Genomic DNA, 24,804 nt, shown 5'->3' on the forward strand with positions numbered 1-24,804 from the left:
GAAGGAAATTCACGGGCGGGTGGTGGCGCTGTGCGCGCAATCGCTCGAGTCGGTGCGAATTCTTTTCAATTCGGCCAACCGCCAATACCCCAATGGCCTGGCCAACTCCAGCAGCGTACTCGGCCATTACCTGATGGACCACATCTCGGGCGGCGGCGCCAGCGGGGAACTGGCGCAGCTTACAGGCAAACCAACACTCAACGCTCCAGACCGGCCAGATGGCATTTATGTAATCCGCTTCCGCAATGCGCAAAACGGGCCGCGGTCGCAGAAATTCCTTCGCGGGTATGGGTTCCAGGGAGGCGGCGGAGTAAAATTTAACCTGGATGCTCCCGGTTTTGGCGACGCCTTCAAGAAGGCGATTCAGGACCCTGTTGTATCCATCAGCCTGGGCGGCTTCGGGGAGTGTTTGGCGCGCTGGGACAACTATGTGGAGATCAACCCGAACGTCGTGGATGCTTATGGGATTCCCGTTCTGAATTTCCACATGAAATACGGTGAGAACGAATACACCATGCTAAAAGACATGGCCGAGACTGCGGCCGAGATGCTGGAGGCAACCGGGGCAAAGAATATCCATCTCAACGAACGCGCCGATGGACCGGGATGGGCGATTCACGAGGTCGGCATCGCGCGCATGGGCGACAATCCCAGGGCGTCGGTGCTCAACCAGTTCGAGCAGACCCACGATGTCAAAAACCTCTTTGTTCTGGACGGATCGGGATTCACATCGACGGCCTGCCAGAACCCAACGCTCACCATCATGGCGTTGTGCGTCCGCTCCTGCGACCACATGATGCAGGAATTAAAGCGCGGAAATCTTTGACAGGGCCAGCAAACCATTTGGCGGCGGCCTCGCCGTTAGCTAGCTATCTCCGGGGTGTGGCCGGTGTAACTGCGCGCACCCTGGTAACGTCTAAGGGTGCGATATTCAGCCGTTTTCGCGCGAGTCGTGCGGCGGAGCGGGTCCAAACGAAAGGGGCAGACATGATCGAGAGAAGCAGCGGTGCGGTTGCAGCCGCAATCGGGTTTTCATTTGCATTTGTTTTGTTGACTTGTGCCGTAAATGGCCCGCAGGCGCTGGCGCAATCGGGCCCGGCGTCGATGGGGCAGTCCGCTCAAGCTCCCGTGACCAAGACGGCGGCAGAGGCTTACAAGAATATTAAGGTGCTGAAGGACATTCCAGCCAACGAACTGATCCCAACGATGGAATTCATCTCAGCATCACTCGGCGTGCGCTGCGACTTTTGCCACGTTGAGCACCACTTCGACGAGGACACCAAAAAGCCCAAGCAGCGCGCTCGAGAAATGATGCAGATGATGTTCGCAATTAATAAGGACAACTTCCACGGAAACCTGGAGGTGACCTGCAACACCTGCCACAACGGTTCCGAGCATCCTGCGGGTTTGCCGGCAATTGCGGAAGCGGACGAAACGCCGATGAGTCCCGCCCATAGTGAGGAACAGGCCGGTCGCACCAACTTTGCCTCGCTCCCGCAGCCGCCGGCTATTGTCGCCAAATACGTAGAGGCCCTGGGCGGCGCGGATGCGCTTGGAAAGATCAAGAGCCGCGTGATTACAGGCACCATGACGGCCTTCGGGCATGCCACCCCTGTTGAGATATACGCCAAGGCGCCGGATCTGCGGGCCCTGGTGATGAATTCGCCACGCGGGCTGAGTGTAACGACTTTTAACGGGCATGAGGGCTGGGTTTCCATGATGCCCCGGCCGCCACATCCGCTGGAAGGCAGCGAGCTTGACCGGGCGAGCCTTGAGGGGGACTTCTATTTTCCGTTAGACATCCAGAAGATTTTTGGATCGCTGCGTGAACGGCCTCCGCAAAAAGTGGGCGATGAGCAAGCTTATGTGGTGCTTGGCATCCGCCCGGGCAAACCCCCGGTGCAACTTTTCTTCAGCGAGCAATCGGGATTGCTGCTGCGGATGATCTACTTTACCCAGACTGCGCTGGGCCGGCTGCCACAGCAGACCGACTTCTCAGATTACCGCGAGGTCGACGGAGTGAAAGTGCCCTTCCAGTGGACGGTTGCCGAGCCCCGGAGCCGGTCAACCATCCAGGTGGCGCAGGTGCAGCAAAACGTCCCCATCAGTGATTCAAAGTTCTCGATCCCGGCGGCGCCAAGCCCGGGGGCGCCAAGCCCGGCGGGACAATAGACACCGGCGACGCCCGGGACATGGGCTGCGGCGACAAAGGCCGCGGCCCGTGTCAGTACTTGCGCAAGACTCCAATCACCCGCCCCTGAATCCTGACCTCGCCGGCGGGTACGATGATCGGATCCATTTGTGCGTTCGCCGGCTGCAGCCGAATCCTGTCCGCCCCTTCTAAAAAGAAGCGTTTCAGCGTGGCCTCCGTTCCACCGATCAGCGCTACCACGATCTCGCCGTTCTGCGCCGTGTCCGCTGTTTCCACCAGGATGTAGTCTCCGTTGCAAATATGGTCCTCCACCATGGAATCACCTTTGACTCGCAGAACATAAATTTTTCCTTTGCGGCTAGCAAAATCGCCGAGCGAGAAGTTCTCGGGCTGCGCAACTGCCTCGACAGGCTGGCCTGCGGCAATGTGCCCGAGCAGTGGGAATTCGAGGTTCGGTAAGGGGCGGAAGTGAACCGAACCCGAAGGCGTTGCGGTCGGCGGTGCGGTAGCAATTCCCGGTTGCTGAGTTTCGGAACGAGTCACTCCCTTTCCGTAGGGCACCGAACCGGGGATCGCGACTACTTCCACTGAACGACTCTGATTGTACCGCCTGCGGATGAATCCCTTTTTCTCCAGGACCTGGAGATGCTTGTGGACAGTCGCAAGCGAGGAGAGATGGAGCCCAGCCGCCATCTCTTCGAAACTCGGCGAGTATCCATGCCGGTTGATAAAATGGATTAAAAAGTCCAGTACTTGTTTTTGCCGCCGCGTCAGTGCCATCAGGTTCCTCCTGCTGTGGCTGTAGAAGCCACACGGTCTTGGAATGCGGATATTATAGGCGAATAAAAAGCGAACCTGCAAGTGGAATTCGCCCAGCCTGGGTCCTTTCCCAACGGGACCACCAGACGGACGGCTGTCGTGCACTTCCGCCGGCGCCTGGTTGCGCCGGGGCTGCAGCCGGCACGATTACTGTTCGATCAATTTAACTCGGCGTGGTTGCATTAATGTTGACAGTGCATGCCTGACAACGATATCCTGCCTGCGCTCAATTTCATGATCGAACGGCCGGCTTGACTATTCTGGAGGGGTAGCAAGTCATCGTGAAGAACGCCGCGCACATCATTGCTCTCTGTGTTTTTCTTCTCACGAACTGCGGGGGTGGTTCGAGCGGCGCTGTCTCGACGAGCCGAACAACCCTCCAGCCTTCCGTCGCATTATCACCCGGAACGCAGCAAAATATCGACGAGGGGCAGATGGTGGCATTCACCGCCAGCGTCTCCAATGATACCAACGATCAGGGTGTGTCCTGGAGTGTCGCCGGGAGTGGTTGCAGCGGGAATGCATGCGGGTCGTTAAACAACACATCCAAGGACTCAGCAACTTATATCGCTCCGGCCACCGTCTCTTCGGCCATGAACGTCACGGTAAAGGCCACTTCAGTTGCGAAAGCCACCGCCTCCGCCTTAGGCCTAGTGACGGTGAATCCGCCCCCAACGGTTTCTACAACCTCATTGCCGGCAGGGGTCGTAGGAACTTCCTACAGCAGCAGGCTGCAGGCCAGCGGGGGCACGGGCCCTCTTTCGTGGTCGATAACCGCGGGCAACCTTCCTGCCGGCCTTGCTCTGGATGCGAGCACCGGCGTAATTTCCGGAACCCCCACTGGGTCGGGCACCGCAACTTTCACCGTGCAACTCGTCGATTCCGCTCCTGTGCCCATGCCGGCTATTCAGCAGCTCAGCATCCTGATTGCGAGCCGCCTTGTTATTACGACTGCCTTGCTGCCGAACGGGTTCGTGAACGTGGCTTACGGTACGACTTTGCAGGCCAGCGGTGGAACGGGAGCTTTTGTGTGGTCGATTACATCTGGAAGTCTTCCTGCGGGTCTCTCTCTGAATGCGACGACCGGCGTGATTTCCGGGAAACCAGCCGCTTCAGGGAAATCAATCTTCACCCTGAAAGTTGCTGATTCGTCCACGCAGACGGCAACACAGCAGCTCAGTATCACGATCGAGCCGCCTTTGACGATCACTTCGACGGCACTGGCCGACGGAACGGTGAATGTGCCCTACAGCGCGGCGGTAGAGGCTGCGTATGCAACCCTGCCGGTGACCTGGGGCGTAAGCTCCGGCACCCTGCCAACCGGGTTGACTCTTGACCCCGGCAGCGGGATAGTGTCCGGAACACCCGCGGTGGCTGGGACCTCTGACTTCACCGTGATGGTCACAGATTCGAGCGTGCCGTCCCAGACGGCCACTCGGTCTCTAAGCATTACTGTTAACGGCGCCGGAGCGCACAACACTGAGCTGAGCGGGCGTTATGCCTTCTTATTGAGTGGTTACGACACACATGGAAGGCGGGTAGCAGTCGCAGGGAGTCTTGCGGCCGATGGTGCCGGGGCGATAATGGGCGGCGTAGAAGATGTGAATGACTCGAGCGTGGCGCCGCAGTCTGGCCTCGCCATCAGTTCGGGAACCTATTCGTTGGGTGCGGACAACCGCGGCATCATTACCTTTACAAATTCTGCCGGGTCCACCTACACCATGGCCGTTGCGATGGGAAATCTTACAGGGGGTACTGCGGAGACCGGTTCTGCCGTGGAGTTTGACTCGAGCGGCTTCCTGATGAGCGGCATTATCGAATGGCAAAACAGTGCCGCTTTCCTGAAAGCAGCGGTCGCTGGCGCCTATGCGTTTGGGTTCAACGGCTCTGACATGGCGGGAGGCCGCCTGGCTGTTGCGGGCCAGTTCACAGCGGACGGCTCGGGCGCCATCACGAGCGGTGTGTTTGACGCCGATGACAGCGGCAGTCCCACAGTCAGCGCAGCATTCGCAAGCACCAGCGCGTACGCCGTGGACACGACAACGGGACGATGCACCGCAACACTCGACGGCATTTCGCCCGCGCCCGCTCATTATGCCTGCTACATTGTTTCAGCGGGCAAACTGCTGGCGCTCAGCATCGACACAGCTTCGACCTCGGGAGCGGTCACGGGAGAGATCGCTGCACAAACCGGAGGTCCGTACTCCAATGATTCTCTCAGCTCGACCGTGGTGATGGCAGTTGATGCCGCCACGGCAAGCGGTTCTCAAGTGATGCTGGGCACGGTGACATTTGACGGGAACGGCAATGCCAGCTTTTCCCTGGATGAAAACAGTGCCGGCACACTAGCAACCGTGACAGGGAGTGGAACCTACATAGCTCCTGATGCGGCCACCGGGCGGTTCACGCTCGCCCCTCCTCAGGGAATGCCCTCTCTGGCTGGCTACCTGGTCTCCCCTAATCAGGCCTTTGTTGTCGGGGCAGACAGCGGCGTCACCACAGGAACCTTCGAGGCGCAATCTGCGGGGCCGTTCACTAATTCCTCCCTGAATTTCGCCGGCTTCTTTGGTGAGAGGGCATTTGCAACAGCGCCAGTGCCGCCTCCGCAGGGAGTTCTATCCGCGACCCTGAGCGCCGGGCAGGTCGCATTTGATGGCTCTGGAAACATTTCGGCCACTACTGATGAGAATGTGCAAGGCACGCTGCTTTCAGGCCAGTCAAGCTCGACCACCTATTCTGTATCCCCCAATGGAAAAGTGGCCTTGGGGAATGGATCTTCGATGCTGTATGTCGTCTCGCCGACACGGATTGCGACCATGAGCACCAGTCCGAGCGATCCGAACCCGACGCTTGGGTTTGGCCAACAGTAGTTTCCGGTCGATCTTAATCGCACTCCTTCATCAGGCTCATACGCCTCGGGAGACAGCCACAACATGACGCTCCCCGGCAGTTCTGCGCGGGCGGTGTATGCAGTTGAGATGCGAGGACCTCAGGGAATCACCTTAGAAAAATTCGGGTGTCTCCGGAACGATTTTCCATCGCAAGCCCGATTCCGTTTTGTAGAGGCGCACGTATTATTACTTACGTACGTCCGGCATTGATGTTGCTCTGCCGTGGGAAGGGGGCCTGGCATTCCGGGGGATGTGTACGTATTTTCAGTGAAGCCTCCAGAGTGCCAGGTGTGCGGCAAAGCTAACGGTTGCGACGCCAATGCGTGGGTTGGGAAGCATCGATAACGCTCGCAAGTTCGGTCCATGCAGGAGGACGTTCCAAAATCTGAAAAATCCAAGCCGGGGAGATCCCTGAAAATCGCCAGGGACAATAGGGACATGGGGAGGGGACGATGGCGATACGAGCGGAGAAATCGGGCCAACAGATGGTGATTTACGGCAAGTTAGATGATGAGCCCGACGTTCAAGAGGAATGGAACACGAAACGCCGCAAGCTGGGCGCGCTGTACACGGCAGTTGCAATTGTAGCGGCAGCGTTTATTCTCGGCCCGCACATGCCGGGATGGGCGATCGTGAGCGGCACCTTCAAGTCGATTGTGGCCGCGATCTGGTAATCACGGTCCCGCGGACGCTCGGAGTTGCAGACGAACCCTCGAGCGTCCGCGTTCTTTTCCAAGTAGCCGGATAAACCGCCGCTACGCACGGTAACAACACAACTGGAGGAGCCGCGCCGAATCAGGGTTGGTGGTGATAGAGGATTTCGTCGATCTCCTCCATGCTAAAGCAGTTGAGTCGTCTGACCTTAGCCTGGTGGCGAAAAGACGGAGGCACAATCGAACGCGCCTCGTCTTTGTCTTCCACCTGGGCGATGATCCATGCCTTATGCTCGCCGTCCAGGCAGCCCCAGTCGGCGTGGGTCAGGAAATGTGAGCCGGTGTGCAGAAAAATCTGCACGGCGCGCGCACACGCCATTTGCTCAGGTTCATGGGGAACCTCGATCAGAAATCTTGCCATAACATGCAACCTCCTTACAGTGGATTTAACCCTGGAATTTTGAAGCCTTGGTCTGGCAACGGACATGGCTAGCCCACGGAAGGGTCTGGCGGACGAACCTCCATCGCCCACGAACCAGGTGAAACAAAAACGATCCCGTGCAAAAGCTTCCGATGAGTACTGCCACCGAGGCTGCCAGAAAGATTGCCTCGAGAACGTGCGCCGCAAGGCTGAGTTCAGCGTGGATCACAAGTGCCGTGGCCAGCGCGAACGTTCCGGCCTCTGCTTCCGCTGCGCGACGCGGAGGCGGTGCGGGGCCAAGGAGGAAGGCCTCCTGCTGCCTGCCGATGGTCCGGTTGTAGATGGCGCTGATCGGATTCATTTTCGGAACAAGCGCGCTCATCCACAACAAGGCGCCCAGGGCCGCGAATATTCCAGACGACTGGAACACGATTCCGGCAACGATTGTGGCCAACACAACCTTGGGCTGAAAAACCAGCGCAGAATACTGCCGCGCGCAAACCGCGGGCGCAGGTTCGGCGAATCCCAGTTGAAGAATGAAGTTTCGTTTGGCGGTGTCACGCCAGGATGTGGGCGTGAATGCGCTGGAAATCCCGGCAGCATCGGACTGACGGACGCCCCTGCTTCCCGGGACCGTCTCACTGATCTCCAATTTGGATCTCATTTCATCTCCTTATCACCCCGCCATCGCTGATGCCCCAGCGGGGCCGGTAATGGCGAGTTTCGTCGAAGATTCCAGTTGACACAATGTCCATGGCTCTGAGATTCTTGTCCCAGGCTCCATAACAGCACAGCTTGGTAATGCCTTGCAGGTGAATACGATGGACGTGCTCTCTGACGTCTTGCGGGTTGTCCGCCTGTCCGGAGCAGTGTTTTTTGTGGCCGAATTTTCCACTCCGTGGGCGATAGAGTCCCCACCCTCCAAAGCTCTCGCATCCTTCATCATGCCGAGCGCCGAGTGCTTCACGCTTTTTCACGCGCTCGCACAGGGCGCCTGCTGGGTGAAAGTCAAAGGCGAGCCGCCGATGCGGATGGTCACCGGGGACGTATTGGTCGTTCCACAGGGAGATGAGCATGTGATGGGGAGTGACCTGGCGTTGAAGCCTACGCCGATGAAGGCCCTGGTTCCGGATGTCCCGCGGCCGGGTATGCCTCCCGTGACCGACGGCGGCGGTGGCGAGGTGGCTCGCTTCGTGTGCGGGTACCTGCACTGCGATCAAAAGTTCAACCCGCTCTTCAGCACCCTTCCGAGATTGCTGTGCATTCGGAACCGCGAAGGCAGCGTGGTGCTCGAATCCGCTGGCGCTGCAAATCGAATCTCAGACCGGATGGTTCCGTTTCATGCCGGCATGTGGCTGAATACAACCCTTCATTACCTCATCAAGGAAGCGCAGTCGCAAAACTCGAGCAGCCAGTTGATTCTCGGTCGTCTGACGGAGTTGATGTTTGTGGAGGTCCTGCGCCGATACATGGAGGAAATGGCTCCCGGCCAGAAAGGCTGGCTGGCCGGGCTGAAGGACCCCTTTGTCAACCGGGCCATCAACCTGCTGCACGAGCAGCCGGCACGGGCGTGGACGGTCGAAGACCTGGCGCGTGACGCAGGCGTTTCGCGCTCAGTCCTGGCCGGGCGGTTTACCGACCTCATCGGGGAATCGCCGATGCGCTATCTGACGAACTGGCGGATCCACCTGGCAAAACAATTGCTCTCGGAAGGCCATCACAGCATGGCCGAGGTTGCCGAGCGCGTCGGTTACGAATCCGAGTATGCCTTCAACCGGGCCTTCAAGCGCCAGGTAGGCAGGCCTCCCGCAGCCTGGGGGAAGAAAGGCTCCATCGTCGAGACAGCGCCATAAAACCCTGGTATCTCACAACACCTTTCGCCGGGAACATGCATCTTAAAGCGCGGAAGCCCGGCAGACGCAGAAATCCAAATTCATGGTAGATTGACCTTTTTGCTTCGGCGGGGACGACTGCCGATCATTTCATCCATGGAGACGTAACTGTGACAATGTCCACCCTGAGGGTTGCTGCGATTGCATTCATTTTGTTGGTTCTCGCGCCTGTGGTTCGCGCCCAGGAGAAAATTGAGCAGGCGTCCCCCAAACCCGAGGCGGCGAAAACCGAACCGTTCAAACCGGAAGAGCGGCAGAGCAAGGGCTCGGTGACGATTGGCGGACATGCGATTAATTACGACGCCTACGCCGGCACGCTGGTGGTGCATCCAAAGAAGCCCGATGACGACGCAGACGACGATACGGACCCGGATGCTGCGCCGGGCGGGGGCCAGCCGCCGGAAGCCAGCATGTTTTACGTGGCGTACTTCGAATCCGGCGAGAAGGAAACGGCGCGTCCCGTAACCTTTCTCTACAACGGCGGGCCGGGTTCTTCAACCGTGTGGCTGCACATGGGAGCTTTCGGGCCCAGGCGTGTGGTGACGGCGGACAATTCGCACACGCCGCCGGCGCCCTATCGCGTGGTGAATAACGATTACAGCCTGCTCGATGTAAGCGACCTGGTGTTTGTGGATGCGCCGGGCACCGGCTTCAGCCGCATCCAGGGCAGGAACGCGAAGAAGGCCTTCTACGGAGTCGATCAGGACGCCTACGCGTTTGCCGACTTCATCGTGCAGTTTCTCTCGAAATATGGCCGATGGAATTCGCCGAAATATTTATTTGGCGAAAGCTACGGCACCACGCGCTCAGCCGTGCTGGCCAACCTGCTGGAAACCGGTCACGACATCGACCTGAACGGCGTGATCCTGCTGTCGCAGATTCTCAACTTTGATCTCAGCCCCGACGATCCGCAGGCGAACCCCGGCATCGATCTGCCGTACGAGCTGGCGCTGCCCACTTATGCCGCCACGGCCTGGTATCACCACAAGATGCCAAACGCTCCTGCGGATTTGCAGTCGCTGCTTGCCGAGGTGGAGCATTTCGCGATGACCGACTACGCCGAGGCGCTTGAAAAAGGTTCCGAGCTGCCTGAGGCGCAGCGGCGCGCCATCGCCGAAAAGCTGCGCCAGTACACCGGTCTGCCGGTGGCCTACATCGAGAAGGCCGACCTGCGTATCAATGGTGGAGAGTTTGAAAAGACCCTTCAAGATGACCAGGACCTGACCACCGGGCGGCTCGACACTCGCTTTTCAGGTCCTACTTACGATCCGCTGAGCAAAGAGGCCGAGTACGATCCACAAGAGGCGGCCATCAGCTCCGCATACGTGGCCGCGTTTAACGATTATGTGCGGAAAGAGTTAAAGTTTGGAGAGGATGAAAAATACAAGCCTGAAATCGAAATATGGAAAACCTGGAACTTCTTGCACCAGCCACCGGGGGAGGAGCAGCCGGAACAGCAGTCGGCAAACGTCTTGCCGGACCTCGCTCAGGCCATGAAGTATGATCCCAACCTCAAGGTGATGCTGAATTCCGGCTACTTCGATCTTGCCACGCCCTATTATGAAGGCGTCTACGAAATGCGTCATCTGCCCATGCCGGCGAGCTTGCAGAAGAACATCGAAATCAAGCACTATCAGTCAGGCCACATGGTCTACGCCCGTCAGGCGTCGCTGAAAGAACTGCACGACAATGTGGTCGCCTTCATCCTCAAGGGGGACCAGCACAAACCCTGAAGCAGCGCGCATTGCAAGATCTGCGATGGAGGCGCCACCGACCGTGGAGAAACACGCCATCGGTTATGCCGATGTTGTCCCCCCTCCGGGAGCCAGGACTGCGGAATGCGCGTCTTTGAGAACGTCGTAATAGTGGTTTTGGCCTTCATCCTCGTACTCGCTGATAACCGGGAGACCCACTGTTGAGAGCTGCCTCCGGTACTCCTCGGCTCCAAGCGAGCGTGATTCCAATCCCGTCATCGCATCGTTCCAGACCGTTGGCTCCGCAGGCGACGTAAACAGCAGGCGACCGCTGGCCACGAGTGTGCCAGCAATCTGTTGGATCAGGCGCCGCTGATCTTCAGGAGAAAGCAGGAACATGAGCCCCCATGCCAGAACAGCATCGAAAGTTCGATCGAAAAATCTCGAATCCTGGACGGCTTCGCAAACCACAGGGATGTTGGGGAGATTGCGCCGGAATGCCTCGACGAAAGTCGGCGCTGCATCAACGCCAAAAACGTTAAGCCCTTCGGCAACCAGAACCTCGGTGATGGGAAAACCGGGCCCGCAGCCCAGGTCAATCACCGCGGCCCCGCGAGGCAATGTTCGGGCCCACTTCCGCACCTCTTCCACGCCGATTCCGATAAAACGGCCACTGCCGCGGCGGGCCAAAAACTCCAAGGCGACACCTTCGTATCCATTCGATCGATCTGCCATGGACCCATAATACCAAGGCGAGTCGCCCTCTGCGGGCGCGGCTGGCCATTGCCACAGCAGGCGGTCAGGCGTATGCTGGCGGGCAGTGAGGAATTGAGAAAGGGAATTACGGCCAAGGCTGAAACAACGGAAGCGTGAGGTGATCGGTGCGTGCGAACCTAACCGTTGCAGTTATTGCAGTTCTTGTCAGTTTTCCTGTTTTGGCGCAAAACGCGGCGCAAACTGCGTCGGACCGAACCGCGGCTGTTGATTTTGGCCAAACGGCAGCGATTGCAGCCCTCAACTTTCAGCAAGGCGACGCTGCCGGATTTAATCGCGCTCGCGATAACTTTACGGCAGATGGCTGGAAGGATTTTGTGAAGCGCATGGAAGGCTTTCTGGATCAGAAGGGGGCGCCGATATTTAGTTCCAGTTTTGTTGCCAAACGCGACGCTTCCGTTCTGAGCGAAAGCGAAGGCGGCCTGCACCTTAGGATTCCTGGAACGCTGACACAGAGCAATAAAATCGGCAGGACCGCCTACCGGGCGGCGATCGAAGTTGATCTGCTCCGCAATCCTGCTCCTGGTGGAGAGTCAATCAAGATTCAGCGCCTTGAGTCGATCACTTGTCTCGGAGCTTCAACCGCCTGTGACTAATGCAGGGGCCGTTGCGGATCTCAAAGCTCGATGACCCCGGCCGCGAGAGCAACTTACAGCTAACTGCTGAACGGGTGTGGAACCCACGCCACTCCTACTCGATTTGTGAACCCCTCGGACATGCCTGGACATCTAAGTGGGCATACCATGGAGGAGGTCCGAACTATGATTGCGATTCTAGGAGCGAGCGGAAACACTGGAGGTATCGCTGCTGAGAGGCTGCTGGCAGCCGGCGAGAAGGTCCGAGCAATTGGACGGGACGCCAGCCGCCTGGAACGATTGACGAAACGGGGCGCTGAGGCCTTCACTGCGGACGCCACAGAGGCGGCGGGGCTCACAAAGGCTTTTGAAGGAGCGTCCGCCGTTTATGCCATGATGCCGCCCAGCATCTCCGCGCCGGACGTCCCGGCATATCAGGCGAAAATTTCAGACGCGCTCGGGGCAGCGATTGCCGGGGCATCGGTTCGGAAGGTGGTGGTGCTGAGCAGCGTTGGCGCGGACAAGCCGGGAAAGACCGGGCCAGTCACGGGCCTTCATCATCTGGAAGAGAAATTGAAAGGCGTCGCCGGCCTGGACGCGGTTTTTCTTCGTGCGGGCTATTTTATGGAGAACCTTCTGCCGCAGGTGGGCGTGATCCGGAGTTTTGGCGTGATGGCCGGACCTGAGAGGGCGGACCTGGCGATGCCATTCATTGCCACTCGCGATATTGGCGCAGCCGCGGCGGATCTGCTGCTGAAGCCGGACTTCACGGGAAAACAGCCGCGGGAACTGCTGGGCCAGCGCGACGTGACTTATGCCGAGGTTGCTTCCATCGTGGGGAAGGCATTGGGGAAGCCCGGTCTCAGCTACACGCAGCTTCCGCCGGCGCAGCTTCGGCCGGCACTGCTGCAGATGGGAATGTCGGGCAGCATGGCGGACGCGCTGCTGGAAATGGCGGAAGCGTTGAACAGCGGGTACATGGTGGCGCTCGAATCGCGCACGCAGCGGAATAGCACCCCAACTTCCATTGAGGCTTTCATCAACGAAGAATTCTTGCCGCGCTTCCAGGCTGCGTAGGGGACGGCGCCACAAAGAAAATAAGGCGCGCAGGCCGCAAGGGCCTGCGCTACTTGCCCAGGCCCTGGTCTCTCATCAGTCTGGCGACTCCGGATATAGCGGAGTCGGAACTCGATTCAAGCGACTGGATCACGCGCATCTGGTCGGCTTTGGGGCGGTTCTGGCTCAGCTTGAATTTTGCCTCCAGGCGCTCGACGGCAATTTCGAAACCCACAATGTTACTGAGCATCTTGGCTCGATAATTTTCATTCAGGCCGCGCCACTGGTCGAAGTATGCCCGGTCGAAGACTGCAAATGTTTCGAGCAGGACTTCTGTCAGCGGTTCAGGTTCCTCAAAGATGCGAGCCCGGCCATAGGCGTGAACGGCGGCATAGTTCCAGGTGGGGACGCTTTCGCGCGAGCCATACAGGCTGGGAGAGATGTAGGCGTGCGGGCCGTGGAAGATGACGAGCGTCTCCCGCTCCTGTTCAAGCAATTTCCAGTGCGGATTGTTCCGGGCCACGTGGCCGCGCAGGCGGATTTTGTCTGCCGCGTCGTCGGCAAGCACCGGGATGTGCGTTGCGAAAGGCGAGCCATCCGCTGCGGAAACCACAATCGCAAAAGGATTCGCCTGCATAAAGGCAAGGGCCGTTGCAGAATCTTTGAGACGGTTAAATTCAGGTATGTACAAGTTTGAACCTCGATGTTAGGGCCTCGTTGCCGTTGACAGACGGCGCCCCTTGCAGTGAGGGCAGTCTACTTTGGATTTGTCATAGCTTCTCGAACCCTTCGCTCGATTTTACTCCAGCACTGCCGGGGGGTCTTTTCGTTGAGCGATTTCGAGCCTCATTTTGCAGTACCCGAGCGCCCATTCAAATGCGGCTTTATCCCTGTTCTTAATTGCCAGTTCGATCTGCCTTAATTCTTTAAATCGAATCATGTGAACTGCTTCCTACCCGTTGCATCGTTGCGGGTTACCGGATGCGCCACCTATTTCCTGGTCGTCCGGGTGCAGTGTATTTAAGCACAGGAGGTGACTTTGCACCAATGGAATGATCGCACACATCGCACTACGCGAGAAAATCGAAGTGGCCCGGCACCGGGGCCGTTCGCGGGCGGGTCCCGCCTTTGACAATTCTCCGTCAGTTGTTGTAGCTTAATTTGTCCAAGGAGAAAAACCATTGTACAAATTTTCGATTGCTTTGATTGTGGGGACGTTGCTGCTGTCGGCGTGCAGCATGGCGGGCGGTTTGAAATCGAACGATGCCGTCAAGGGAGCCATCGAGGCACACCTGAAGGACAACCCACACCTGTCGATGGCGAACTTCAACACCCAGATTGAAAGCGTCCAGTTCAAGGACGACACGGCCGACGCGCTGGCAAAATTCGTGTCCAAGGCAGACCAGAAGAGCGCCGTCGAAGTTCGTTATCAACTCAAGTTGGAAGACCAGCGATGGCAAGTGGTTTCCAGCACGCCGGCGGGCGGCCAGGGAATGGGCGGCCATGGCGGCGCTATGGAATCCATGCCAGCGGGCCATCCCGCCGCACCTCCGGCAGATCAAGGTCAGCCCGCTCCGGAAGCAAGCCACTAACACACCTTGGAGGAATTGCGGCCACGACGGCGCCCCAACCGCGCGGTCGCCGCCACGTTCCCGCTCTTTTGCCGCCGGCAATCCGCACGGGACGCTTTGCGAGCGGCATCATCTGCTTCGGGGAGCGATTTACGCCTCGGTCAACAAAATCGGCTCCGCTTCGGTGATCACGAGTGTGTGCTCATAATGAGCGGAGAGGCATCCATCCGCCGTCTTCACCGTCCACCCGTCTCCCGCGTCTTCGGCCACACCGGAACCCATTGTTACAATCGGCTCAACCGTTATCACCTGCCCGGCGCGCAGGCGCTGCGTGGCGGTCGCATCATCAAAATTGGGCACGCGTGGCGGCTCGTGGATCGTGCGCCCGATACCGTGGCCGCTGAGATCCCGAATCACGCGAAATCCGTTGGCGCGGACCTCGCGCTCAATGGCCCGGCCAATTTCATGGATGTGGCAGTTGGCGCGAGCAAACTGCATCGCCTTGTGAAACGCGCTCTCCGCGCACAGCGCCAGGCGCCTTGCCGGCTCCGAAACCGGCTCTACCGGCACGGTGATCGCCGCGTCCGCCATATATCCATTCTTCTCGAAAGTTACGTCGAGCTTGACGAGATCACCAGGCTGGATCTTCCTCGATGCCGAAGGGATTCCGTGGACCGCCTCGTCGTTGAGGCTGATCAGGGCATCGCCTGGGAAGCCGTAGACGAGGGCAGCGGCAGAACACGCCCCATTGCGTCGCATCACCTGGCCACCCGCAGCGGCAAGTTCCTGCGTGCTGACGCCTGGGCATACCCTGTTCCGCATCGCAACCAGTGCGAGGTGAACGATTCGCCCAACCTCCTTCAACCCGGCAAGATCTTCGTGGTTTTCGACTGACATTCAGGCATCCGCAAGGAGCAGGGCCTAAGCCTAACACAAAATCAAACCGCGCGACGAGCCAGGCGGTCACTTTTGTTTACGCGCGGGTGTATTCTATTAATAGAGGCGTTGGGGCATGCGCGATCCAGTTTTGTTGACAAAAGGGTGGCTCTTGCTCGCCATAGCTCTCCTGGCTTGCTCCTTGGCCGTCGCCCAGACGCGCGCCGGGAATGCCAATGATTATCTGGAGCAGGGCAATCAATTCGCAAAACAGCAGAAGTGGCAGGAGGCTGAAAAAGCCTACGGCAGGGCTTTGAGTCTTGCGCCCAATTCTGCACCGGCCCATTATGGTCTGGGGAACGCGCTGGCCGCCCAGCAGGACGTGGGCAACGCCATCCGGGAATATCAGCGCGCGCTCGAACTCGATCCGAAGCTGGAAGGAATTCATCGCTCACTCGGGGCGCTGTTTGAGAGCGTTGGCCAGATTCCGCAGGCGCTTGAAGAATATCGGGCGGAGCTCGCGCGGCACCCGAATGAGGCTCCTGCCATGGCCAGCGTGGGGCGTGTCCTGGCATCCGCCGGAAAATACGCTGAGGCCATGCAGGAATTCCAGCGGGCCCTGGTCCTCGACCCCAAAAATGCTGAAATCCAGGCCGCCATGGCGTCTGCGTTGCTGCAAGGCGGCAAGATCGGCCAGGCCGTGGAGGCTTATCAGCAAGCGGAGAAGCTGGCCCCGAAGAATGCCGACATCCACGCGGGATTGGCGGATGCGCTGACGCTCGAGAGAAAGTACGCCGACAGCATCAAGGAGTGGCAGGCGGCCATCAGCCTGGATCCCGATGACGCCCATTCGCATTACAGCCTTGCTGCCGCGCTCGAGGCCACCGGCAACCTGATTCCGGCGATTTATGAATACCGGCAGGCGGTTTCGCTGCGCCCGGAGCAGACCGTCTACCGCTTCAATCTTGCTCTCGCCTACCGTGATTCCGGAGATTTTGCGGATGCGGAAAAAGAATTCAGGCAGGTGATCCAGCAGGACCCGAGCAACACGCCAGCCCACGTGGAACTCGCCGCCACGTACCTCTCGGTGGGAAACCACCAGGCCGCTGTCTCTCAGTACCGGGAGGCCCTGCGCCTGAAACCGGACGATTCCGACCTGCATGAAAAACTCGGGCTTGTGCTGCGGAAGACGGGAGACTTGTCCGGGGCGGTAGCAGAGCTGAAGAAAGCGCAGGAGCTTTCTCCTGAAACGGCCAGTTACCGCCAAAACCTTGCGGAATCCCTGGATGCCCAGGGAGACATTCCGCGCTTCATTCTGGATTATCAACAGACTGTCAGACTGCGGCCAAACGACCCTGTGGCACATCTCGATCTGGCCAACGCATACATGTCCGCGAAGAAGTTGAATGAGGCCCTGGGTGAATACCAGGTTGCCGCCCAACTGGCTCCCAAGAGCGCGGAAATCCAATACCGGCTGGCTGTGGCCTTGAAAGCCGCGGGGAAAGCCGGCGAGGAGCAGGCCGCGTTGCAGAAGGCCGTCCAATTGCGCCCCGAATATGCCGAGGCGCTGGAAGCTCTGGGGGACGTGCTCGCTGCCCAGAAGAATTATCAGCTAGCCGTTCCCACCTATCGCGACGCGCTGCGCATGCTGCCGAATGATCTGGATCTGCGGATGCGGCTTGCCCGCGTGCTGCAAGCCAACGGTGACCCGCAGGGCGCGGTGGCGGTCATCGAACAGGCCGTGAAGCTGGATCCGACCTCAGCGGAATACGAACTCGAACTTGCCGACGCGCTGGTGGCGAAAAAGGATTACAAGTCGGCGGCCCAGGTTTACCGCCGGGCGCTTGCCATGAAGCCCTCTGACCCGGAACTTGCGGCCAAGCTGGGGGCGGCTTTGCTGCAAATGGGTGACCCGAAAGGAGCAGCGGAAGCGTTGCGACTGGCGATCAAAGGCAGACCCGACGCTCCGCAGGCGCACCTTGAATTGGCAGCTCTTTTGCAGAAGTCGGGAGACTTTGAGGTAGCGGCTGAGGAAGCCCGTGACGCCTTGAAAATCACCCCCAACTCCGCCCAGGCCCACTATGCGCTGGGATCGGCGCTGCTCGGTGAAAACAAGCAGGATGAAGGCATCAAGGAGCTCAGGGAATCGCTGCGCGATAACGTGGACTACAGTGATGCGCGTCTGGCCCTTGCCAGCGCCCTTCGCCAGGCAGGACAACTCGACGAGGCCATCGGGCATTACGAGCAGTACCTGCGGGACAATCCGTCAGACGCCCCGGTCCATCTGGTGTTGGCTGACGCTTTAAACGCGCGGCAGAATTACACGGCCGCTGTCGAGCAGTGCGAACAAGCAGTGAAGCTGACGCCCCACGACGCCCAGGCGCATTATGCGTTGGCCGTGAATCTCCAAAAGGCCGGCAACAACACGGAGGCGCGCCGCGAATTCGAGACCTACCTGAGGCTGGCCCCTAAAGCTTCCAATGCTGAAGCCGTTCGTATCATTCTCAGAAAACTGGAAAAGTCATAGATGCCACGGCTGGCTCTGCCGTGATCCTAGCGATGCCAGTCTTCGGAAAATCCTGAGATAAGCCTGCTATCGTCCCAGCAGTGACTTGGCGATGGTTTGGAGTTGCATGAAAGAGGTGCCTTCGTAGATTTTGCCTATCTTTGAATCGCGCAGGTATTTTTCCGCAGGATAGTCTTTGGTGAAACCGTAACCGCCATAGATTTCGAGGGCCTCTGAGGCCACGCGCTCTGCGACATCGGAGCAGAAGTATTTGGCCATGGCGGCTTCCTTCAGGAAGGGCTTGCCGGCGTCTTGCAGGCGTGCAGCGTTGTAGGCCAGCAGGCGGGCGGCTTCGATCCGTGTGGCAAGCCGCGCCAGTTGGAACTGGATGGCCTGGAATTCGCTGATGGGCCTGCCAAACTGCACGCGCTGTTGCGCGTAGGCAAGCGCGTGGTCAAACGCTCCCTGCGCAACACCGGCCATTTGCGCGGCAATGCCGATGCGGCCTTCGTTCAGGGTTTCAATGGCCACCTTGTAGCCTTTGCCCGGCTGGCCCAGCAGGTTCTGCTTGGGCACGCAGCAATCTTCCAGCAGCAGTTCGCATGTCGATGATGCGCGAATGCCCAGCTTGTCTTCCTTCCTGCCCACCGTGAAACCAGGCGTCGAGCGGTCAACCAGAAAAGCCGTGATGCCTTTGTAGCCAAGCTCGCGGTTGAGAGTGGCGAAGACGATGAACAGGCCGGCTTCCTTGGCATTGGTGATCCAGAGCTTCCGGCCGTTCAGGACGTAGTGATCGGCGTCTTCGATCGCGCGGGTTTCAAGAGCGAATGCGTCGCTGCCGGAGCTGGCTTCCGAAAGGGCATAGGCGCCCACCGTGTCGCGCGCAAGGCGAGGAAGGAATTCCTGCTTCTGCGGGTCCGTGCCCCAGCGCAGAATGGCATTCGAAACCAGCGTGTTCTGGACGTCAATCACCACCCCGGCGGAAGCGTCCACGCGTGAGAACTCCTCGATGGCAAGGGCGGCCATGAAGAATGTTCCGCTACTGCCGCCGTATGCTTCCGGAATGCCGATGCCCATAAAGCCATGCTCGAAGAACTTGTCGATCAACTCGGGCCGGAAGACACCCTCGCGGTCCATCGCCTCGACGTACGGGCCGATTTCCTTTTCCGCAAACTCGCGCGTCGCCGAACGGAACATCTCCTCTTCTTCCGTCAACACGGTCAGAGGCTGAATGGAAGGCGTGGAAAGTGATGCAGGATCGACCATGAACGCTAACCTCCGCGCAAGCCATCATCTTATCACCGCCAAAAGATCGCACAAAGCCGCTGCTTGCATTGCCCTTCCGAGAGCAGAGCACGTTCATGGAGCCGACACAAACCGCCACTCGTGGCCTCTGTCGTTTAACATCCGCAACGGCTTACCACTGCACGCCGGGATACAGGCTGGGAAGGCGAAAAACGCGGTAACCCGGCTGATGGTCTACGTTGAGCTGCCAGACGAGCTGGGGGTTCGCGTCAGGCGTCACCTCCTGCACGACAGTCTTCCACGGGGAATCGGGGAGGAATCCTTCGTCGAATTCCACATTGCCATTGGTTTGCATACGCAGGCTTCCGAGAGCCAACGAATAGGGCAGGTTGCTGTCTTCCCAAAGGACGCTCGCGGCTCGATTGGGCTCATCAATCTGAAAAGTGACGGAGCGGCTGTAACACGCCGGCTGGCCTATAGTGCCGCACAGATCGCCGTTATCGTCCATGACGCGAATCCAACCATTATCGAACATGCTCAAGTTGAAAACTCCCGAGCTGTTTGTGCTGACAATTCTAATGTCGTGCTGGCCATATTGCCACGCGGCCGGAGCGCCTCCTGATGTCAGCGTGAAGTCGCCTTGATTACCGAGCCTCCAGAGAATGTCGCCCGACCCTTTGCCATCCTGGTAATCGATTTTGATAACCAAGGACTGATCGCGCATGGAAAGCAGCAGGTCACCATCGTCCGGGGAATAGATGAGCGCGTTCGAGTGAGTCCAATCCGGGAAAGCGAGTGGATGACGGTTAATGTCAAGATGATCGAAAGTGTCCCAAACCCAGATCGGCTGCCAGTTCTGGTCCAGTTCAATTAACGCATCGCCAAGCACGGGAGTAGTTCCGGGATAGCCCGGGAGGTCCGCAAAATCCTTCGTGTGGTTTACGATGACGATGAGATGTCCGTTGGGAAGCAACAGGAAATCGTGATGCATGGCTTGGGTGACCAGGCTGAAGCCAGCGGCCGCCAGGCGCGTGTTCAGCTCAGCAGACGTCATCGATTGGATGATATTCCCGGCGAGATCAACTTCCTGGAGGACCCCCGCCGTTCCCGTGCCTCCGGGGCCGGCTGGGGTGGCATTGATTAGGAAGTGGCCATTGGGAAGCGGTTTGATAGGGAACGGCAAGGCGCCCGTGGATCCATCGGGATCAACGTCGTAGTACCAGATCACATTCCCCTGCAGATCGGTGACTACTGCTTCCAGGGGGTTACCCGCGATACCGGCGACGTTGACAAGATCCAGCAATTCCACACCGGCACTCGGAGCGAGGTTTCCAGGCCGATTCACGCTGATCGCAGGTATTCGGTTTACCGGCGGGACGCCGGTTTGAAAAGCATGGTCGACGTCCCTAAACTGCAACCCGCCGGGCAGATCAACGACCGCCCGCATGTGATATGTGCTCGAGGCCCTCATCCCCGCCACCAGGATATTGACCTGACCGCCCCCTGAAGGCGGACTCTGTTCCCATGTGTCAAGGCCGTAGGAAGTGTCCGGCCCAAATTCGATTCTCACGCTGCCACCGTTCGGCACTGCCATTGAATACTGGGCCACCAGCGGGTTGTTGGTGGCAGAAACCGTTACCGGCCCGACAACCCACACCGTGACCTCGGCCACCTTCGTAGGATTTGCGACGCTTGCTGCCTGAATCCTGACGGAGGTCATCACCGCCCTGCCGGGAGCCTTATAGAGACCGTTTGCATCGATTGTCCCCGTATCGGGAGTGGAACTGAAAATACTCCAGGCGATGTCCTTTTGGTCAGTGCCCGTGACACTGGCCGTCAATTGGAGGGTCTGGCCGGCCGATACAACACCTGTCCCTGGGGAAACAGAAACCGTGATCGCGCTCTTGTCCACGAATGGGACTATCGTGAGCGTCTGGTTCTGGCCGCAATCAATGGCCAAAGCGGCTTGGAACAGCACCAGCGTGAGGAACCAACCACCACTTCTCAATTTCATGTCGGACTCCGGCCGCACTGAAGGGGCACTGAAAACCTGGTGTGCGGTCCATTAGACCCATTTAATCTGGCGTAGTCTAATCGGCCCGGGTCACAATGTAAAGGGATTATTAGAGGGCGTGTTTGCGGACGCTGCTAATCTTTGCGTCGCTCGATTTTCAGATCGACCCGTTCGCCTTCGCCGAGAGGCACAGAGCCATCGAGATCCAACACGCCCTGATGGTAGGTAGCGGTTGCGCGGAGGATCTGAGGGGCTGCGGCAGGCGCCAGCGCTGGTCGTTTATGTTTTAAAGCCGCATCCATGGCCTCGTTCGCCAGGCGATCGGCTTCGCGGTTGTGTTCGCGACGGACAGATTCAATGCGAAACGCCTCAATTTGCGCGATCAGCTTTTGCGCGCGGTCGTGCAGCACCCGGAGGTTCGGATGCCTCACTTTATACTGCCCGTCGATCTGGCGAGCCAGGAGTTCCGAGTCTGTAATAATTTTAAGCCGCCGGTGGTTATGCTCCAATGCGTATTCGAGGGCCGCCAGCAGCCCCTCGTATTCCGCGACATTGTTGGTGGCGTGGCCCAGATATCTGGAAAACGAGGCGAGTTGGGTCCCGTCCTGCGAGGTGACCACGACGGCGTATGCCGCCGGGCCCGGATTTCCCCGCGAACCGCCATCAATGTGCGCAATGATTGGTTTGGTGTCGCTTGATGGGTTTGGCATGTGTCCGGATTCTTTTGCCGCGAGACCGCCGCGCGGCGCAGCAGCGTGTGGTGAAAAAACGCTAGCCGGGGAGGCGGGTTAATTTGGCGCTGCCGCCTGTGCTCCGTCAGCCTCCGCCCCAGTCGGGAGCCGCTCGACGGAATAAAGGATGCGCGCGCAGTTTTCGCACTCATAAAGGCCTTCGCCCGCCCGGACGTCATAATAGAGTTGCGGCCGAAGCAGCACATTGCATCCCATGCATTTCCCATCTCGAACTTCCGCCAGCGCCATGCCGCCCCGCCCCTTCCGGACGCGCTCGTAGTGGACCAGAATGTCCCCGCCGAGTTTTGCCGCGAGTTCCTGCCGCTCCCGGAGCAGTCCCTCCCGCTCCTGTTTGCAGGCCGTTGCCTCAGCCTCCAGCCGGGCTTTCTCCTGGGCCCCGCGCGCTTTCTCTGAGTCCAGCCGGCCCTCTGCTTCCTTCACCAGCTTCTGGAGCTCTTCAGATTCGATCATCTTCTCCAGGATGCGGTCTTCAATAGCGCGAATGTTGGCCTCTTCACCTTCAATTTCCTTCAGCATCGCCCGGTACTGCTCATTGGTCTTCACCTGGTAAAGCTGGTCTTTATGCTTGGAAATCTTCTGGCGAATCATCTGGATTTCGCCTTCCATATCCCGGCGCTCTTTCTGGTTCGCGCTCAGGTGCTGCTGGCGTTCCTCGTGAGCGTAGATAAAATCGTTTAGTTCCTTTTCTATGGCCTGAATTTTGCTGGGGAAGGTCTCAATTTGGGAAGAAAGATCGGCGACTTGCCGATCTACTCGCTGTAAATCGATCAGTGTTTTTAGATCGGAGTACACTTCTTCTCCTGCGCTATGATTAGCAATTCCGTCATCGCATCAGTCCGGGCCAGGCGACCCACCATTTCTAACAAGTTCACGATTGACTCCCATTTTGGCACATTAAGATGCAGCCATCAAGACGTAGGACGCATACCACCCTGAAGTGCGGCGCTGCATGTGCTGGAACTTCTGACGGCGTGTATTAGGGCCTGGCCACTGTCACCGCGCCTTCGGCGGCGGAGGAGACCAGAGCGGCATACTTGGCAAAAACGCCCGACGTGTAGTGCGGCGCGGGTTTTTTCCAGTCTTCCAGGCGTTTCGCGATTTCTTCCGTGGAGAGTTCAACAGCAAGCCTCCGCGCATTGACGTCAAACACCACGATGTCGCCGTTTTTCAGGGCGGCAATCGGGCCGCGCCGTGCCGCCTCCGGGGCCACGTGCCCCACCATCAGCCCGCGGGTCGCGCCGCTGAAGCGGCCGTCGGTGAGCAACGCCACGGATTCGCCCAATCCTTCGCCCACCAGCGCTGCGGTCACCCCAAGCATTTCGCGCATGCCGGGCCCGCCGCTCGGACCTTCGTAGCGGATCACCACAACCTCTCCCGCCTTGATGCTCTTGCTGGTGACGGCCTTCATGGCTTCTTCTTCGCTATTGAAGACGCGCGCCGGACCGCGAAACTGCTGCGGCTCGTGCCCGGAAATCTTCACCACGCAGCCATCCGGCGCCAGATTGCCTTTCAGGATCACCAGACCACCGGTTTGCTTGCGGGCGTTCTCGACTGACCGGATGACGTCCTGGCCGGGTGTTTCCTTCACCGCGCGAGCTTCCTCGCCGATTGTCTTTCCGCTCGGGGTCAACTGGTCTTCGTGCAGCAGGCCCGGCTTCCCCTCGATGAGTTTTTTCGCAATAACGGGAATACCGCCAGCTTTGTGAACATCCACGGCCACATACTTGCCCGCGGGCTTCAGATCAGCGATCAGTGGAGTTCGCGCGCTGATGGCGTCAAAGTCGTCTATGGTCAGCGCCACGCCCGCTTCGCGCGCCATAGCCAGCAGGTGCAGCACTGAATTCGTGGACCCGCCCGTTGCGGCTACGCTGATGATGGCGTTTTCAAATGCCTTGCGCGTCAGAAGATCGCGCGGACGCACGCCGCGCTTGAAGACCTCCATCACCAACTGACCCGCCTTGAAGGCGGCCGCATCCTTGGCGGGGTCCATGGCTGGAATGCCGTTTGCCCCCATGGGAGAGAGGCCGATGAATTCCATCACCGTTGACATGGTGTTGGCGGTGAACTGGCCGCCGCAGGCGCCCGCCGCGGGACACGCAGCGTTTTCAAGTTCCTTCAGCTCAGCGTCGGACATTTTGCCGGCTGCATTCGCTCCTACGGCCTCATAAACATCCTGGATGGTGACGTCGCGATCCTGGAAGCGCCCTGCGGCGATGGAACCTCCGTAGAGCAGTAAGCTCGGGACGTTCAGCCGCAGCAGCGCCATGGCGCCCGCGGGAATCGTCTTGTCACAGCCTACCAGCGCGAACATGGCGTCAAACATGTGCCCGCGCCCCACCAGTTCGATGGAATCAGCAATCACTTCGCGGCTGACAAGCGATGCCTTCATGCCTTCCGTGCCCATGGTGACTCCGTCGGAAATGGCGATGGTGTTGAACTCCATGGGAGTGCCACCAGCCGCCCGAATACCCTCTTTCACCTTGGCCGCCAGCCGCCGCAGGTGATAGTTGCAGGGCATGGTTTCAATCCAGGTGTTGGCGACGCCCACGATGGGTCGGGCCAGATCTTCGTCCGTAAACCCGATGGCCTTCAGCATCGAGCGCGCGCCGGCGCGGTCACGCCCTTCCAGGATCGCGCGGCTGGGGAGTTGAGGATCGACTGGCATGAAGGCCTCCAGAAACTCGACTTGATTCAAGGCTGAACCTGTGATCATCGCAGATTCCATTTTGAAGAGCAAGTTCCTCACGGCCGGACTCAACGGCGGGCAGAAAAGGGTAGATTCTCTCTTGAATTTCAAGGGTATTTTTTCTTTTGAAGGTGCAGGAATCTTTTCTTTTTTGCATTAGGCGGCGGCCTCTGCTGTGGAAATTTGCGCTGCGGGGAGCGGGTACAGCTTGTGGCCGTCGAAGGCGG

The 24,804-nt window shown here is 58.9% G+C and carries 21 protein-coding genes; 10 read left to right on the plus strand and 11 right to left on the minus strand.

The window, feature by feature from the left end; genetic code table 11:
- The coding region (locus VFQ24_06710) for a GMC oxidoreductase (GenBank protein ID HET9178032.1) at positions 1 to 826 on the plus strand (826 nt) is incomplete at its 5' end.
- Between the two features lie 161 nt (positions 827 to 987).
- The gene (locus VFQ24_06715) at positions 988 to 2,172 is read left to right on the plus strand and encodes a c-type cytochrome (GenBank protein HET9178033.1); all 1,185 of its coding nucleotides are present in this window, start codon (positions 988 to 990) and stop codon (positions 2,170 to 2,172) included.
- Positions 2,173 to 2,224: 52 nt separating this feature from the next.
- On the opposite strand, the gene lexA is transcribed toward VFQ24_06715, so the two are convergent.
- Positions 2,225 to 2,932: a transcriptional repressor LexA gene (gene lexA, locus VFQ24_06720; protein ID HET9178034.1), complete on the minus strand. Its 708-nt coding sequence runs from the start codon at positions 2,930 to 2,932 to the stop codon at positions 2,225 to 2,227.
- A gap of 320 nt (positions 2,933 to 3,252) precedes the next feature.
- Here lexA and VFQ24_06725 point away from each other — a divergent pair, with 320 nt between their 5' ends.
- Together VFQ24_06725 and VFQ24_06730 are read left to right on the plus strand one after the other, a co-directional pair.
- Positions 3,253 to 5,841, plus strand: coding sequence for an Ig domain-containing protein (locus tag VFQ24_06725; protein HET9178035.1), 2,589 nt, complete (start codon positions 3,253 to 3,255; stop codon positions 5,839 to 5,841).
- A gap of 473 nt (positions 5,842 to 6,314) precedes the next feature.
- Positions 6,315 to 6,536: a hypothetical protein gene (locus VFQ24_06730; GenBank protein ID HET9178036.1), complete on the plus strand. Its 222-nt coding sequence runs from the start codon at positions 6,315 to 6,317 to the stop codon at positions 6,534 to 6,536.
- 121 nt (positions 6,537 to 6,657) lie between these two features.
- Here the strand turns inward: VFQ24_06730 and VFQ24_06735 are convergent, their stop codons facing one another.
- Together VFQ24_06735 and VFQ24_06740 are read right to left on the minus strand one after the other, a co-directional pair.
- Positions 6,658 to 6,936 carry a hypothetical protein gene (locus VFQ24_06735; GenBank protein HET9178037.1) on the minus strand — a complete coding sequence of 93 codons (279 nt, stop codon included), beginning with the start codon at positions 6,934 to 6,936 and terminating at the stop codon, positions 6,658 to 6,660.
- Positions 6,937 to 6,961: 25 nt separating this feature from the next.
- On the minus strand, positions 6,962 to 7,600 hold the full coding sequence (locus tag VFQ24_06740) for a DUF4395 family protein (GenBank protein ID HET9178038.1): 639 nt from the start codon (positions 7,598 to 7,600) through the stop codon (positions 6,962 to 6,964).
- A 157-nt stretch (positions 7,601 to 7,757) separates the two neighbouring features.
- Between VFQ24_06740 and VFQ24_06745 the strand changes: the two genes are divergently transcribed.
- Together VFQ24_06745 and VFQ24_06750 are read left to right on the plus strand one after the other, a co-directional pair.
- On the plus strand, positions 7,758 to 8,789 hold the full coding sequence (locus VFQ24_06745; GenBank protein ID HET9178039.1) for an AraC family transcriptional regulator: 1,032 nt from the start codon (positions 7,758 to 7,760) through the stop codon (positions 8,787 to 8,789).
- Between the two features lie 155 nt (positions 8,790 to 8,944).
- A complete protein-coding gene (locus tag VFQ24_06750) occupies positions 8,945 to 10,561 on the plus strand; it encodes a peptidase S10 (protein HET9178040.1) in 1,617 nt (538 codons plus the stop codon).
- Between the two features lie 63 nt (positions 10,562 to 10,624).
- Here VFQ24_06750 and VFQ24_06755 read toward each other — a convergent pair whose 3' ends face one another.
- On the minus strand, positions 10,625 to 11,257 hold the full coding sequence (locus VFQ24_06755) for a class I SAM-dependent methyltransferase (protein HET9178041.1): 633 nt from the start codon (positions 11,255 to 11,257) through the stop codon (positions 10,625 to 10,627).
- Between the two features lie 146 nt (positions 11,258 to 11,403).
- Here VFQ24_06755 and VFQ24_06760 point away from each other — a divergent pair, with 146 nt between their 5' ends.
- Together VFQ24_06760 and VFQ24_06765 are read left to right on the plus strand one after the other, a co-directional pair.
- A complete protein-coding gene (locus VFQ24_06760; GenBank protein HET9178042.1) occupies positions 11,404 to 11,892 on the plus strand; it encodes a hypothetical protein in 489 nt (162 codons plus the stop codon).
- Between the two features lie 165 nt (positions 11,893 to 12,057).
- On the plus strand, positions 12,058 to 12,948 hold the full coding sequence (locus VFQ24_06765; protein HET9178043.1) for an NmrA family NAD(P)-binding protein: 891 nt from the start codon (positions 12,058 to 12,060) through the stop codon (positions 12,946 to 12,948).
- 49 nt (positions 12,949 to 12,997) lie between these two features.
- Here VFQ24_06765 and VFQ24_06770 read toward each other — a convergent pair whose 3' ends face one another.
- Positions 12,998 to 13,618, minus strand: coding sequence for an FMN-binding negative transcriptional regulator (locus tag VFQ24_06770; GenBank protein HET9178044.1), 621 nt, complete (start codon positions 13,616 to 13,618; stop codon positions 12,998 to 13,000).
- Positions 13,619 to 14,108: 490 nt separating this feature from the next.
- Here VFQ24_06770 and VFQ24_06775 point away from each other — a divergent pair, with 490 nt between their 5' ends.
- Positions 14,109 to 14,519 carry a hypothetical protein gene (locus VFQ24_06775; GenBank protein HET9178045.1) on the plus strand — a complete coding sequence of 137 codons (411 nt, stop codon included), beginning with the start codon at positions 14,109 to 14,111 and terminating at the stop codon, positions 14,517 to 14,519.
- A 129-nt stretch (positions 14,520 to 14,648) separates the two neighbouring features.
- On the opposite strand, the gene map is transcribed toward VFQ24_06775, so the two are convergent.
- Positions 14,649 to 15,395 (minus strand): type I methionyl aminopeptidase, encoded by a 747-nt coding sequence (map, locus tag VFQ24_06780; protein ID HET9178046.1) that lies wholly within the window; start codon positions 15,393 to 15,395, stop codon positions 14,649 to 14,651.
- A gap of 115 nt (positions 15,396 to 15,510) precedes the next feature.
- Here map and VFQ24_06785 point away from each other — a divergent pair, with 115 nt between their 5' ends.
- Complete coding sequence (locus VFQ24_06785; GenBank protein HET9178047.1) at positions 15,511 to 17,901, plus strand: tetratricopeptide repeat protein; 2,391 nt, start codon at positions 15,511 to 15,513, stop codon at positions 17,899 to 17,901.
- A 66-nt stretch (positions 17,902 to 17,967) separates the two neighbouring features.
- Here VFQ24_06785 and VFQ24_06790 read toward each other — a convergent pair whose 3' ends face one another.
- The 5 genes from VFQ24_06790 to ilvD form a co-directional block, all read right to left on the minus strand.
- Positions 17,968 to 19,146 (minus strand): acyl-CoA dehydrogenase, encoded by a 1,179-nt coding sequence (locus VFQ24_06790; GenBank protein ID HET9178048.1) that lies wholly within the window; start codon positions 19,144 to 19,146, stop codon positions 17,968 to 17,970.
- Positions 19,147 to 19,297: 151 nt separating this feature from the next.
- On the minus strand, positions 19,298 to 21,139 hold the full coding sequence (locus tag VFQ24_06795; GenBank protein ID HET9178049.1) for an aryl-sulfate sulfotransferase: 1,842 nt from the start codon (positions 21,137 to 21,139) through the stop codon (positions 19,298 to 19,300).
- Between the two features lie 134 nt (positions 21,140 to 21,273).
- Positions 21,274 to 21,849, minus strand: a complete 576-nt coding sequence (locus tag VFQ24_06800) for a ribonuclease HI family protein (protein ID HET9178050.1) — start codon at positions 21,847 to 21,849, stop codon at positions 21,274 to 21,276.
- A gap of 78 nt (positions 21,850 to 21,927) precedes the next feature.
- Positions 21,928 to 22,683, minus strand: coding sequence for a C4-type zinc ribbon domain-containing protein (locus VFQ24_06805; GenBank protein HET9178051.1), 756 nt, complete (start codon positions 22,681 to 22,683; stop codon positions 21,928 to 21,930).
- A gap of 184 nt (positions 22,684 to 22,867) precedes the next feature.
- The gene (ilvD, locus tag VFQ24_06810; protein ID HET9178052.1) at positions 22,868 to 24,556 is read right to left on the minus strand and encodes a dihydroxy-acid dehydratase; all 1,689 of its coding nucleotides are present in this window, start codon (positions 24,554 to 24,556) and stop codon (positions 22,868 to 22,870) included.
- Positions 24,557 to 24,804 lie beyond the last annotated feature (248 nt).

Source organism: Terriglobia bacterium, assembly GCA_035712365.1.
In the GTDB taxonomy this organism is placed as follows: Bacteria; Acidobacteriota; Terriglobia; order UBA7540; family UBA7540; genus SCRD01.